Origin of the sequence: Rhodopseudomonas sp. WA056 (assembly GCF_010906995.1) — a bacterium.
GTDB lineage: Bacteria > Pseudomonadota > Alphaproteobacteria > Rhizobiales > Xanthobacteraceae > Rhodopseudomonas > Rhodopseudomonas palustris_G.
Window position 1 is genome coordinate 1 of sequence record NZ_QPFS01000130.1, and the last position, 13,214, is coordinate 13,214.

Below are 13,214 nucleotides of genomic sequence, written 5' to 3' on the forward strand. Positions count from 1 at the left end.
CTCTCGACCATTCGGCGTCAAACGGGCATTCTTGTGAATGTTCATCCGGTCCCTCCTTGGACACTGAAGCTTCGCAACCTCAGCATCCTCGGTCCGGACCGGATGGACAACCTAATGAAAGCTCACATCTAGCGGATGATCGTCGCGCGTGACGAATAGCGCTTGGCGCCGCTGACGGTGAACTGGCTGAACGTCTCCCGGATGCGGTCGGCCGGCGTCATCGCGTGATCGAAGTCGCTCGTCGCTGCGGCTTTCGGCGCCTGGCGCGGGGCGTAGAGCGCGCTGCCGTACAGCGACCGGTCGAACCGGTAACTGTCGTCGCCGAACAGTGCATCCGAGACGAACAACACCGCGATGGTCGCCACGATCGTGGCGCCGAAAGATCTGAACACCGACATAAGTCGACGCGCTCCTTGTTTTGCGCAAGGATCGGCCGGTGCCGTGAAGGTTCGGTTTAATGCGCTGCGTGCCGTGAGAGCACGGTTGTCGGCGGGTTAACGCAGCCGCGCATTGTGTCGCGGCCGCGCCGACCGTGCGAGGTTGCTCTACGCCTGCGCGAACGGCACCTGGATCGTGCTCTTGGTCTCCATCCACTCCGGCACCGGCAGGTTCTTGCTGCGCATGAAGTCCGGATTGAACAGCTTGGACTGGTAGCGGCTGCCGTAGTCGCACAGGATGGTCACGATGGTGTGGCCGGGGCCGAGATCGTGTGCGAGGCGGATCGCGCCGGCGACGTTGATGCCGCTCGAGCCGCCGAGGCACAGGCCTTCGTGTTCGAGCAGGTCGTAGATCAGCGGCACCGCTTCATCGTCGGGGATCTGGTAGGCATCGTCGATCTGCGCGCCGTCGAGATTTGCGGTGACGCGGCCCTGGCCGATGCCTTCGGTGATCGAGGAGCCTTCCGACTTCAGCGCGCCGTGCTTGTAGTAATTGTACAGCGCCGAGCCCATCGGGTCGGCGAGCACGGCACGGACGTTCGGATTGAACTGCTTCAAGCCGATCGAGACGCCGGCCAGCGTGCCGCCGGAGCCGACCGCTGCGACGAAGCCGTCGACCTTGCCGTCGGTCTGATTCCAGATTTCCGGCGCGGTGGTCTCGATGTGCGCCTGGCGGTTGGCGACGTTGTCGAACTGATTGGCCCAGATCGCACCGTTCGGCTCGGTCTCGGCGAGCTGAGCGGCGAGGCGGCCGGACAGCTTCACGTAGTTGTTGGGATTGGCGTAGGGCACCGCCGGAACTTCGATCAGCTCGGCGCCGCACAGCCGCAGCATGTCCTTCTTTTCCTGGCTCTGGGTGTTCGGGATCACGATCACGGTGCGGAAGCCGAGCGCGTTGGCGACCAGCGCCAGCCCGATGCCGGTATTGCCGGCGGTACCCTCGACCACCACGCCGCCGGGACGCAGCGCACCGCGCTTCACCGCGTCCTGGATGATGAACAGCGCCGCGCGATCCTTCACCGACTGGCCCGGATTCATGAACTCGGCCTTGCCGAGAATGGTGCAGCCGGTCTGTTCCGACGCGCGCTTCAATTTGATCAGGGGCGTATTGCCGATGGCGTCGACGACGTCGTTCTTGATGCTCATGCTGTCCGGCTGCTGACGTTGCGGGCCCTCAAGTTAAGAGACCGCGCGGCGCGAGACAAGGCAGCACGGCCTGGGTCGTTGGGCATCGATCGCGGCTGGAGCGGCGCAGGATCAGCCGGCTTTCGCGAATACCACCTGGCGGACGTCGATGTTGCCGGACAGAAATCCCGCCTCGCAGTAAGCCAGATAGTATTCCCACAGCCGCCGGAAGCGCTCGTCGAATCCCTGCGACGTCAGATTCGGCCAGGCGGCGCGGAAATTGTCTCTCCAGGTCGCTAGCGTCTTGGCATAATCTTCTCCGAAGACGCGTTCGCGCACGACGGGCACACCGAATGTCTCGCCGAGCGACTTGAGCACGCCGGGCGATGGCAGCATTCCGCCGGGAAACACGTAGCGCTGAATGAAATCCACTTCGCGGCGATAGGCCTGGAAAAACCGGTCCTGGATGGTGATCGCCTGGATCCCGACCAGTCCGCCCGGCATCAGGCGGTCGCGCAACTGTGAGAAATATTTCGGCCAGAATTCCTCGCCGACAGCCTCGATCATCTCGATCGACGCGATCCGGTCGTAGCGGCCGCGCTCGTCGCGGTAGTCCTGCAGCTTGATCTCGACCTTGTCGGCGAGGCCGGCTTCGAACATGCGTTTCTGCGCGAAGTCGCGCTGTTCGCGGCTGATCGTCAGTCCGACGAGGCGGACGTCGAACGTCTTGGCGGCGTATTCGGCGAAGCCGCCCCAGCCGCAGCCGATCTCCAAAACGGAATGACCCGGACGCAGATCGATCGCCTCGGCCAGTCGCTGATATTTGTTGATCTGCGCGGCGGTCAGATCGTGGGTGTGATCCTCGAACAGCGCCGACGAGTAGGTCATGCTCGGATCGAGCCAGGCCGAGTAGAAATCGTTGCCGATGTCGTAATGGGCGTAGATGTTCTTCTTGGCCTGCCGCCTGGTGTTGCGGTTGAACCAGTGCCGGACCATCTGCACGAACCGCATCAGCGGATTGTCGCCGAGCATCGCCTGGATCAGTTCGTGATTGATGCAGAACAGATACAGGAACTGGGTGAGATCGGGCGTGTCCCATTCGCGGTTGAGATAGGCCTCGGCGATGCCGATGTCGCCGCCGTTGATCAGGCGCGATGCGAAAGCGTAATTATTCAGTCGCATCTCGGCGGCCGGCCCGGGCTCGGCGCCGCCGAGGCGAAAGCGGCGGCCATCGGGGAGGGTGACGTCGAGCGTCCCGCGCCGGAGCTTCGCGCCGAATGCCAGCGCCATCCGCACCACGCGGGGCAGATCGGCCACTTCGGCAGCGACGTTGTCGGGGGTCAGCGCAACTAACTCGGACATTCCTGTTCCATCGTTCGCGCCCAGCGGAACGGACGGCAGCGCCGGGCTCACACTTTAGGGATTATAAGCATCGTGGCGGTTGGCTGCAAAGCCGGACGGCGGCGGCGGCGAGGCGGGACGCGGAACGAGCCTGGCGCCCTTGATCCACAGCCGCAGCGCCTCCCAATGGATCGCAGCGATCACTTTTAGCGTCATCAGCGGCAACGACAGGAACGACCGCAAGAGTGTCTTCGTCGACAGTGCCCGGTGCGCTCCCGCGAAGGTGGCGGCGAGCACCGGGCCGCCGGAATCGGTTTCGAGAATTCGCAGGCGGACGACGTCGCCCGGCGGCACGATGCGGAAGTGATAGCGCATCGCCATCTCGATGAACGGCGAGACGTAGAACAGCTTGTCCTGCTGCTGCCGGAGCCCGGCGGGGCCGAGTTCGCCGGCGCGCACCGGCAGCGCGTAGGGATGGATGTCGCCGAAGGTGTTGCGGACTTCGTAGATCACCAGCGTCAGCGCGCCCGAAGCGTCGTAGCAGAAATACACTGACAACGGGTTGAAGGTGTAGCCGGCCACGCGCGGATAGGTCAGCAGCAGCACCCGGCCGCCGGTGAGATCGACGCCCTGCGCCGCCGCGCTGGCCTGAGCGTAGGCGCGTAGCGACGAGCCGTCGCGCGGCCCGTGATCGGTTTCGTGGAAGCTGTAGAGCGCGCGCCGGTTGACGCCGAACAGAGGGGACATCCGGTCGGCCTCGTCCAGCCGTCCGAGATCGATCAGCAGCGACATCACGCGGTAGTGGAAGCGATGTCCGACCGGCTTCAGCCGCGCGTGCATCACCTCGCCGACATAGAGCGAAGCCGCTGCTGCGGGCGGCGCGCCGATCGTCGAGGAGGTGGGGGCGGACAAGCGAGCCATGGCTATTCGGCCGCTTCGCGGAATTCCGACGGTGGACCACGCCACGGCACTGGGGCGCCGAGATGCTCGGCGACCGCCAGCCCGGAGCGCAGGCCGTCCTCGTGGAAGCCGTAGCCGGTCCAGGCGCCGCAGAACCAGGTGTTGCGATGGCCCTGGATTTCGCCGATGCGGCGCTGCGCCGCGAATGCCTTGGCGGTGTATTGCGGATGCTCGCATTCGTAGCGGCCGAAGGTCAGCTCCGGTGCCGGCTCGAACGGCGGGTTGAGGCTGACGAACAGCGGCTTGTCGGCGTCGATGCCTTGCAGCCGGTTCATCCAATAGGTGACGGCGACATCGTTGACCGGCGATCCCTGGCGCTGCCAGCGCAGGAAATTCCACGATGCCCAGGCCCGCTTGCGCTTCGGCATCAGCCGCGGATCACGGTGCAGGTACACGATGTTCGGCGCGTAGCCGATGCTACCGAGAACCTCGCGCTCGACATCGCTGGCATCGGCCAGCATCGCCAGTGCCTGATCGCTGTGCGCGCCGATCACGACGTGGTCGAACACGCCGAGACCGCCGTGGCTGTCGCGGACGATCACGCCCTTCGCCGAGCGCTCGATCGCAGTGACTTCGGCCCCGAGCCGCATGTCGTCCCTGAAGGCGCCGGTCAGCTTCTCGACATAACGCGCGCTGCCGCCCTTCACGGTGCGCCAGATCGGGCGCTCGTAATGCAGCAGACGATGGTTGTTGAAGAATGCGATGAAATTCTCAGCCGGGAAGTCGAGAATTTCTGATGCCGGCGCCGACCAGATCGCGGCGCCCATCGGCGCCAGATAGTCGGTCAACAGCCGCGGTGCGAAGCCGCGGCTGTTGAAATAGTCGCCGAGCGACAGATCGGCGAGGGCGCCCGACTTGAAGTCGGTGACGCTCTGTTCGTTGAAGGTCAGGATGTCCCGCAGCATCCGCAGGTAAGACGGCGACAGCAGATTGCTCGGCTGTGCGAACAATCCGGCGGCGGTCTCGAGCCAGTTGGAGCCGCCGCCCTTCCATTCGAATCGGCCGGCGTCAGCGCTGACAGCAAAGCTCATGCAGCTTTCCACGGTCTCGACCCCGAGATGGGCGAACATCGCGGTGAGATCGGGATAGTTGAGCTGGTTGTAGACGATGAAGCCGATGTCGACTGGAATCACCGTTCCGTCGTAATCGACCGTCACCGTATGGCTGTGACCGCCCGCGCGCGGTTCGCGCTCATAGACCGTGACCGGATAGCGCTGCGACAGCGCCCATGCAGCCGAATTCCCCGCGATCCCCGTTCCGACAATACCAACCCGCATTCCAGCCCCCTCTAGCCCACCGGCCTCCGAGCTACGGCATCGAGGGGCGAGAGTTTCAGCATGTCCGGCAGCGAAAAAATTCGAAGGGCGGGCAGGGAATCTTCCTCGGACGTCCGTATCACCAGATGAAATCTTTGTAAGCTTTGCCGCAATCGCGGAGGCCGTCAAGTTGCGGGAACGCCGATGAAATCGAGGGAATCGCCGCGAACGCCGCAACAGCGCCGCCATACCGGAAACAAGTTGTCACCGACTGTGCCCCTGACGGCTCTGTCCGTGACCAAATCCGCCAGCTAGAATGACCAGAGGGATCGAGACAGCATCTTCCGTGATAGAGTTGCAAGTGGCTGGCAAAAAACATCGTGCGCCGGGACGGTTTGTGGCGCGGGGTGCGCGGCGTTACGCCGCGCCGAACGATGGATCGCGCCCGGCATGAGCACCACACTTCGCTACCTTGGCCGCGCGGCCCGATTTGTGGTGGCTTCGGCGCTGGTCGCCGCTTCGGGCGGCTGCATCCTCACTCAGGATTTGCCTGATCCGGCGCTCGATCTGCCGAATCGCTACAAGGCCGCGTCACGGACGGCGGTCGAGAAGCCGCCGGCACTGGATTGGTGGCGCGGCTTCCGGTCGGCCGAGCTGACGCAATTGATGGAAGAGGCTCAGACCGTCAATCTCGACGTCGCCGCCGCCGTGGCGCGAATCCGTCAGGCTGACGCGCAGGCGCGGATCACCGGCGCGGCGCTGCTGCCGAGCCTCAGCGGCACCGGCAATGGCAGCCAGGTCAAGACCTCGGGCTCGAACATCTCCAATACCACGATCGCGGGCCGCCGCTACAGCACCTATTCGTCGTCGCTCAGCGCGTCCTACGAGATCGATTTCTGGGGCAAGAACCGCGATGCCGCGCTCGCCGCCGAGGAGACGGCGACCGCAACCCGGTTCGATCGCGACACCGTGATGCTGACGACGATGGCCGGCGTCGCCAACGCGTACTTCCAGGTGCTGGCCGCGCAGGACCGGATCCGCACCGCCGAAAGCAACATTAAGAGCGCCAGCCGCATCCTCGATGCGATCAAGCAGCGTCTCCGGGCCGGCACCGGCACCGATCTCGATGTGGCGCAGCAGGAGAGCGTGCTGGCGAACCAGCGCGCCGCGCTGCCGCCGCTGCGGCTGACGCTGGCGCAGAACGTCAACGCGCTGGCGACGCTGGTGGCACGTCCGCCGGAGAGCGTGAAGATCGCCGGCGGTTCGCTGACCCGGCTGGCGTCGCCGCGGGTGACGCCGGGGCTGCCGTCGGATCTGCTCACCCAGCGGCCCGACATCCGCCGCCAGGAGGCACAACTTGCCTCGGCCACCGCCAATGTCGGCAGCGCCCGGGCGCAGTTCTTCCCCACCATTCAGCTTACCGCCCAAGGCGGATACCAGAGCGCGGCGCTGGCCTCGCTGTTCACTCCGCAAGCGACGTTCTCGAACATCGCCGCGGGGCTGACCCAGCCGATCTTCGACGGCGGTCGCATCCAGGGCAATTTCGATCTCACGCAGGCGCAGCAGGAAGAGCTGCTGCAGACCTATCGGAAGACGGTGGTGTCGGCATTCGCCGATGTCGACAACGCGCTGGAGTCGATCAAGCAGAACACCGAGCGGCTGCGGTTGCAGCGTGAGGTGGTGGCGTCGTCGCGGCGCGCCTTCGATCTCGCCGAACAGCAGCTCCGCGCCGGTACCAGTGACATCGTCACCGTGCTGAATACGCAGCTCACGCTGTTCCAGGCCGAGGACGGTCTGATCCAGACGCAGCTCGCGCGCTTCCAGGCGATCGTCAGTCTGTTTCAGGCACTCGGGGGCGGCTGGGAGCCAAAGATGGAAAGAACGGTCGATGCTCTTTAAGCCGGATGCGAAGGAGTCTTCCGGCGCCGGAACCGGACGGAGCGGCTGGGGTGCGCGGCTGCGACGCCGCAGCGTCTCACTGCTGCTGGTCGCGCTGATCCTCGGCGGGCTCGGCGTCGTCGCTTGGCGGACGACGCAGACCAAGCAGGCCGAGCGGCGGATGCCGCCCGATCTCGCCGTGCCGGTGCTGGCGGCAACGCCGAAGGTCGCGGACGTGCCGGTGTATCTCGACGGCGTCGGCTCGGTGAAGCCGCTTGCCACCGTCACGGTGCGGGCCCAGGTCGACGGCAAGCTGATCGCGGTGAATTTCACCGAAGGTCAGGACGTCAAGGCCGGCGACGTGCTGGCCGAGATCGACCCGGCGATCTATCAGGCGGCCTACGACCAGGCGGTCGCCAAGAAGGCGCAGGACGAGGCGCAACTCGCCAACGCCCGGATCGATCTGGCGCGCTACCAGCAGCTTGCGGCCTCGAATGCCGGCTCCAAACAACAAGCCGACACCCAGAAGGCGACCGTCGCGCAGCTCGAGGCGCAGGTCCGCTCCGATCAGGCGGCGATCGACAATGCGGCGGCGACGCTGAGCTACACCAAGGTGGTGGCGCCGATCTCCGGCCGCGCCGGCCTGCGCCAGGTCGACAAGGGCAATCTGGTTAAGTCCGCCGACACCACCGGCATCGTGGTGATCACGCAGTTGCAGCCGATCGCCGTGCAGTTCAGCCTGCCGCAGCAGCAGATCGTGCGGGTCAACGCCGCAGCCGCCGAGGCTCCGCTGCCGGTCGACGTGTTCGGCAACGACGGCGTCACCGTGATCGACACCGGAGTGCTGAAGGGTATCGACAACCAGGTCGACCAGACCACCGGCACGGTCAAGCTGAAGGCGGAATTCCCCAACGCCAGAATGCAGCTCTGGCCGGGCCAGTTCGTCAACGTGCGGCTCAAGGTCGATACGCTGAAGCAGGCGATCGTGGTGCCGGTGTCGGCGGTGCAGCGCGGTCCGGCCGGCACCTTCAGCTACATCATCGGCGACGACAACATCGTTCATGCCCGCCCGGTGAAGGTGACGCAGCAGAATGAAAGCGAGGCCGTGGTCGCCGAGGGGCTGACGCCGGCCGACCGCGTCGTCACCACCGGCTTCGCCAATCTGGCCGAAGGCGCCAAGGTGACGATCGGCGACGCCAGCCAGACTCCCGCCGCCGACCTCGCCCCGCAGAAGCGCCGGCGCCCGCCCGGCGCGCAAAGCGGCGGCGGAGATGCGGGTGAGGGGCAGGGCAAGCGTCGCCGCGGCGAGGCCGGGCAGCAGCAGGCGCCGGCACAGGGCGCAGCGCCGTCGTCGGGGGCGCCCAAGACGCCGTGACCGTGCGCGACGGCGATGGATGCCGGAGCGCGAGACGTCAGTACGCAACGCTGAGGTGAGTTTCCATGGGCGTATCCGAGCCGTTCATCCGACGTCCGATCGCGACCTCGCTGCTCGGCGTGGCGCTGATGATCGGCGGCCTGCTCGGCTACATTGCGCTCCCAGTGTCGGCGTTGCCGCAGGTCGACTTCCCGACCGTGCAGGTGACGACGCAACTCCCCGGCGCCAGCCCGGACGTCGTCGCGTCGCTGATCACCGCGCCTCTCGAGCGCCAGCTCGGCCAGATCCCGTCGCTGACCGCAATGACCTCGACCTCGTCGTTCGGCGTCAGCCAGGTGTCGCTGCAATTCGACCTCAACCGCGACATCGACGGTGCCACCCAGGACGTTCAGGCGGCGATCAACGCCGCTGCCGGCATCCTGCCGAAGAACCTGCCGTATCCGCCGGTCTACGCCAAAGTGAATCCGGCCGACGCGCCGGTGATGACGCTGGCGCTGACGTCGACCACGGTGTCGCTGCGCAATATGAGCGACCTCGCCGACACTTTGCTGGCGCAGCGGTTGGCCCAGATCAGCGGCGTCGGCCGGGTGTCGGTGCTCGGCGGCTTGAAGCCGGCCGTCCGGGTGCAGGCCGATCTCGCCCGGCTCGCCGCCTACGGCATCTCGATGGAGGATCTGCGCACAGCGATTGCCAACGCCAACGTGTCGGGGCCGAAGGGTTCGCTCGACGGCGCGCAGCAAGCCTACACCATCGCCGCCAACGACCAGATCGCGGTCGCCGCCGCCTATCGGCCGATCATCGTCGCCTACCGCAACGGCGCGCCGGTGACGATCGGCGACGTCGCGCAGATCGTCGATGGCCTGGAGAACGAGCGCACCGGTGCCTGGTACCAAGGTGCGCCGGCGGTGATCCTCGACATCCAGCGTCAGCCGGGCGCCAACGTGATCGACGTGGTCAAGGGCATCCGCGCCGAGATTCCGCGGATGCAGCGGCTGGTGCCGGCCGGCGTCAAGCTCACGGTGGTCAGCGACCGCACCGAGACGATCCGCGCCTCGGTCAACGACGTGCAGTTCACGCTGGTGCTGGCCGTGATCCTGGTGACGCTGGTGGTGCTGCTGTTTCTGCGCTCGATGCGGGCAACCATCATTGCCGGGGTAGCGCTGCCGCTGTCGCTGAGCACCAGCTTCGGCGTGATGTATTTCGCCGGATTCAGCCTCGACAATCTGTCGTTGATGGCGCTGACGATCGGCACCGGCTTCGTCGTCGACGATGCCATCGTGATGATCGAGAACATCGTTCGCCACATGGAAGACGGCGAAAGCCCGATGCAGGCGGCGCTGAACGGCGCCAGTGAGATCGGCTTCACGGTCATCTCGCTGACCTTGTCGCTGATCGCGGTGTTCATTCCGCTGCTGTTCATGTCCGGCCTGGTCGGGCGGATGTTCCGCGAGTTCGCACTGACGCTGACGATCGCGGTCGTCACCTCGGCTATCGTGTCGCTGACGTTGACGCCGATGATGTGCTCTCGGCTGCTCAAGCACGCCCGCGAGGAACGCCAGGTGCCTGGCCTCGCCACCATCACTGGCTGGATCGATCGCGGCGCCGAAGCCTATCACCGCAGCCTGCTGTGGGTGCTGAAGCATCAGCGGGCGACGCTGGTGGTGACCTTCCTGACCATCGCGGCGACGCTGGTGCTGTACGTGATAGCGCCGAAGGGCTTCCTGCCGCTGCAGGACACCGCTTCGATCACGGCTGTGACGGAAGCCGGACCGGCGGTGTCGTTCGCCGAGATGAAAGCCCGGCAAACCGAGACGGCTGCGGCGATCGAGGCGGACCCCGACGTGATCGGTGTGGTGTCGGTGATCGGAGCCGGCTCGGTCAATCCGACACCGAATGTCGGCCGCTTGGTGCTGACTCTGAAGCCGCGCGGGGACCGCAAATCCGATGTCGGCGAGGTGATCGAGCGGCTGAAGCAGCGCGTCGCCGGCATTCCCGGCATGACGGTGTACTTCCAGGCCGTGCAGGACGTGCAGATTTCGACCCAGGCCAGCCGCTCCCAGTATCAATACACGCTGACCGCGACCGACGCCGCCCTGCTGTCGCAATGGGCCGACCGGCTGCTCGGCGAATTGCGCCGCGATCGGTTGTTCCGCGACGTCTCGACCGAGGCGCAGGAGGGCGGCCTGCGCGCCGCGCTCGACATCAATCGCGAGCGCGCCGGACAGCTCGGCGTCAGCGTACAGGCGATCAACGACACGCTGAACGACGCCTTTGCACAGCGGCAGATCTCGACGATCTACGGCCAGGCCAACCAGTATCGCGTAGTGCTGGAGGCGATGCCTGTGTATCAGCAGGATCCGTCGGTGCTGTCGAAGCTTTACGTGCCGGGCAACGCCGGCGCGCAAGTGCCGATCTCGGCCGTAGCCGAGCTGAAGCGCACGATCGCGCCGCTGGCGATCTCGCATCAGGCGCAGTTTCCGTCGGTGGCGATGAGTTTCAACCTCGCGCCCGACGCCTCGCTCGGCGAGGCGGTGAACGAGATCAAGGCGATCGAGAAGCGGATCGGAATGCCCGGCAGCATCGTCGGCGTGTTCTATGGCGACGCCGCCGAGTTCTCGAAAGCGCTCGACGGCCAGCCCTGGCTGATCCTGGCCGCGATCGTTGCGATCTACATCGTGCTGGGCGTGCTCTACGAGAGCTACATCCACCCGATCACCATTCTGTCGACACTGCCCTCGGCAGGCGTCGGCGCCATTCTGGCGCTGATGCTGTTCGGCCAGGATCTGTCGGTGATCGGCCTGATCGGCATCATCCTGCTGATGGGTATCGTCAAGAAGAACGCGATCCTGATGATCGACTTCGCGCTCGATGCCGAGCGGGAGCAGGGGATGTCATCCTACGAGGCGATCGTGCAGGCGTGCCGGCTGCGGTTCCGGCCGATCATGATGACGACGCTGGCGGCGCTGTTCGGCGCGTTGCCGCTGGCGGTCGAGAGCGGTACGGGCTCGGAACTGCGGTTTCCGCTCGGCATCTCGATCATCGGCGGGCTGCTGCTCAGTCAATTGTTGACGTTGTACACCACGCCGGTGATCTATCTGGCGCTCGATCGCATCAACCGCAGGCTGGAGCGGGCGCTGCCGCCGGTGCCGCCCGCGGCTCCGTCGCCGCCGCTGGCCGGGTCGGCGGGGGAAACGCGCTGATGGCGTCGATGTCCGCCCCGTTCATCCGCAGGCCGGTCGGCACCACGCTGCTGGCGATCGGGTTGTTTCTGGTCGGCATGGTCGCTTATGCGGCGCTGCCGGTGGCGGCACTGCCCAATGTCGATTTCCCGATGATCATGGTGCAGGCGTCGCGGCCCGGCGCCGCGCCGGCAGTGATGGCTTCGACCGTCGCCGCCCCGCTGGAGCGGCGGCTCGGTGAGATCGCCGGGCTCGACCAGATCACCTCGACCAGTTCGCTCGGCAACACCCGGATCCAGTTGCAGTTCTCGATCGGCCGCAACGTCGACAGCGCAGCGCGGGACGTTCAGGCGGCGATCAACGCCGCGGTCCGCGACCTGCCGACCGATCTGCCGACACTGCCGAAATTCCGCAAGTTCAACTCCGCGGCGGCGCCGGTCTACATCCTGGCGCTGACCTCCAAGACGATGTCGGCGAGCGCGATCTATGATGTTGCCGACACCGTGCTGGCGCAGCGGATTTCCCAGGTGCCGGGGGTCGGCGACGTCACCGTGTCGGGCGCCGACCAGCCGGCGGTGCGGATCGCGCTGAACCCGGTGGCTCTGTCGAATGCCGGCATCTCGACCGACGACGTCCGCACCGCGATCGTCGCCGCCAACCCGGTCGGCCCGGTCGGCTCGTTCGACGGGCCGCGGCTGACCGAGACACTGTCGACCAATCCACAGATGCGCACGGCGGAGGAATTCCGCGGCATCGTGATCAAGAGCGACGGCAACGGCACGGTGCGGCTGTCGGACGTCGCCACGGTGAGCGACGCGACGCGAAACGCCCGCACCATCGCCTGGTACAACAAGCAGCCGGCGGTGATCATCCAGATCACCAAGCAGGGCGACGCCAACGTCATCGAGACCGTCGACCGGGTCAAGGCGCTGCTGCCCGAGCTGAAGCAATGGATTCCCGCGGGCGTCGACATCTCGGTGCTGGCCGACCGCACCGGCACGATCCGCGCCAGCGTCGACGACATGCAATGGACGCTGCTCGCGACTGCGGTGCTGGTGATGGTGGTGGTGCTGCTGTTCCTTCGCCGGCTGACGCCGACGATCGCGGCCGGCGTGTCGGTGCCGCTGGCGCTCGCCGGCACCTGCGCCGGGATGTGGCTCAGCGGGTTCTCGATCAATAATCTGTCGCTGATGGCGCTGGCGATCGCCGTCGGCTTCGTCGTCGACGACGCGATCGTGATGATCGAGAACATGTACCGCAACCTCGAGCGCGGCATGGCGCCGCTGCCGGCGGCGCTGGAAGGCGCCCGGCAGATCGGCTTCACGGTGCTGTCGATCAGCCTGTCGCTGGTCGCGGCTTTCGCGCCGCTGATCTTCATGGACGGTCTGATAGGCCGGCTGCTGCGCGAGTTTTCTCTGACGCTGACCTTTGCGATTGCGGTGTCGACCGTGGTGTCACTGACGCTGACGCCGATGATCTGCGCGCACTACATCCGTCCTGAGGCGTCGCCGGAGCAGACCTGGTTCGATCGTCTGGTGGAAGGCACACTGAGCCGAATCGTCGGCTTCTACGCCTGGACACTGCGCGCGGTGCTCGGGGTGCCGTGGCTGATCGTGGTGGTTTTCATCGCCACCATCGCGCTGACGGTGACGCTGTATATCAA

At 66.0% G+C, this 13,214-nt stretch carries 9 protein-coding genes; 4 read left to right on the forward strand and 5 right to left on the reverse strand.

What is annotated here, in order from left to right:
* Positions 1–128 precede the first annotated feature (128 nt).
* From DU475_RS20060 to DU475_RS20080, 5 genes are all read right to left on the reverse strand, one after another.
* Positions 129–398 carry a hypothetical protein gene (locus DU475_RS20060; RefSeq protein WP_164633113.1) on the reverse strand — a complete coding sequence of 90 codons (270 nt, stop codon included), beginning with the start codon at positions 396–398 and terminating at the stop codon, positions 129–131.
* Between the two features lie 147 nt (positions 399–545).
* Positions 546–1,583 (reverse strand): cysteine synthase A, encoded by a 1,038-nt coding sequence (locus DU475_RS20065; protein WP_164633114.1) that lies wholly within the window; start codon positions 1,581–1,583, stop codon positions 546–548.
* 111 nt (positions 1,584–1,694) lie between these two features.
* On the reverse strand, positions 1,695–2,924 hold the full coding sequence (locus tag DU475_RS20070) for an SAM-dependent methyltransferase (protein ID WP_164633115.1): 1,230 nt from the start codon (positions 2,922–2,924) through the stop codon (positions 1,695–1,697).
* A gap of 54 nt (positions 2,925–2,978) precedes the next feature.
* Positions 2,979–3,824: a DUF1365 domain-containing protein gene (locus DU475_RS20075; protein WP_164633116.1), complete on the reverse strand. Its 846-nt coding sequence runs from the start codon at positions 3,822–3,824 to the stop codon at positions 2,979–2,981.
* Between the two features lie 2 nt (positions 3,825–3,826).
* Complete coding sequence (locus DU475_RS20080; protein ID WP_164633117.1) at positions 3,827–5,140, reverse strand: NAD(P)/FAD-dependent oxidoreductase; 1,314 nt, start codon at positions 5,138–5,140, stop codon at positions 3,827–3,829.
* A 429-nt stretch (positions 5,141–5,569) separates the two neighbouring features.
* On the opposite strand from DU475_RS20080, the gene DU475_RS20085 reads away from it, so the two are divergent.
* The 4 genes from DU475_RS20085 to DU475_RS20100 form a co-directional block, all read left to right on the forward strand.
* Positions 5,570–7,018 carry an efflux transporter outer membrane subunit gene (locus tag DU475_RS20085; protein WP_164633118.1) on the forward strand — a complete coding sequence of 483 codons (1,449 nt, stop codon included), beginning with the start codon at positions 5,570–5,572 and terminating at the stop codon, positions 7,016–7,018.
* A complete protein-coding gene (locus DU475_RS20090; RefSeq protein WP_164633119.1) occupies positions 7,008–8,372 on the forward strand; it encodes an efflux RND transporter periplasmic adaptor subunit in 1,365 nt (454 codons plus the stop codon). Before DU475_RS20085 ends, DU475_RS20090 begins: the two co-directional genes overlap by 11 nt.
* A gap of 65 nt (positions 8,373–8,437) precedes the next feature.
* Complete coding sequence (locus DU475_RS20095; RefSeq protein ID WP_164633120.1) at positions 8,438–11,572, forward strand: efflux RND transporter permease subunit; 3,135 nt, start codon at positions 8,438–8,440, stop codon at positions 11,570–11,572.
* A partial coding sequence (locus DU475_RS20100) for an efflux RND transporter permease subunit (protein WP_205524474.1) occupies positions 11,572–13,214 on the forward strand: 1,643 nt, incomplete at its 3' end. The genes DU475_RS20095 and DU475_RS20100, both read left to right, overlap by 1 nt.

What these genes read in the sequence shown, in the direction of transcription:
- DU475_RS20060 (WP_164633113.1), bottom strand. Translation starts at nt 398, where the DNA reads ATGTCGGTGTTCAGATCTTTCGGCGCCACGATCGTGGCGACCATCGCG.
- DU475_RS20065 (WP_164633114.1), bottom strand. Translation starts at nt 1,583, where the DNA reads ATGAGCATCAAGAACGACGTCGTCGACGCCATCGGCAATACGCCCCTG.
- DU475_RS20070 (WP_164633115.1), bottom strand. Translation starts at nt 2,924, where the DNA reads ATGTCCGAGTTAGTTGCGCTGACCCCCGACAACGTCGCTGCCGAAGTG.
- DU475_RS20075 (WP_164633116.1), bottom strand. Translation starts at nt 3,824, where the DNA reads ATGGCTCGCTTGTCCGCCCCCACCTCCTCGACGATCGGCGCGCCGCCC.
- DU475_RS20080 (WP_164633117.1), bottom strand. Translation starts at nt 5,140, where the DNA reads ATGCGGGTTGGTATTGTCGGAACGGGGATCGCGGGGAATTCGGCTGCA.
- DU475_RS20085 (WP_164633118.1), top strand. Translation starts at nt 5,570, where the DNA reads ATGAGCACCACACTTCGCTACCTTGGCCGCGCGGCCCGATTTGTGGTG.
- DU475_RS20090 (WP_164633119.1), top strand. Translation starts at nt 7,008, where the DNA reads ATGCTCTTTAAGCCGGATGCGAAGGAGTCTTCCGGCGCCGGAACCGGA.
- DU475_RS20095 (WP_164633120.1), top strand. Translation starts at nt 8,438, where the DNA reads ATGGGCGTATCCGAGCCGTTCATCCGACGTCCGATCGCGACCTCGCTG.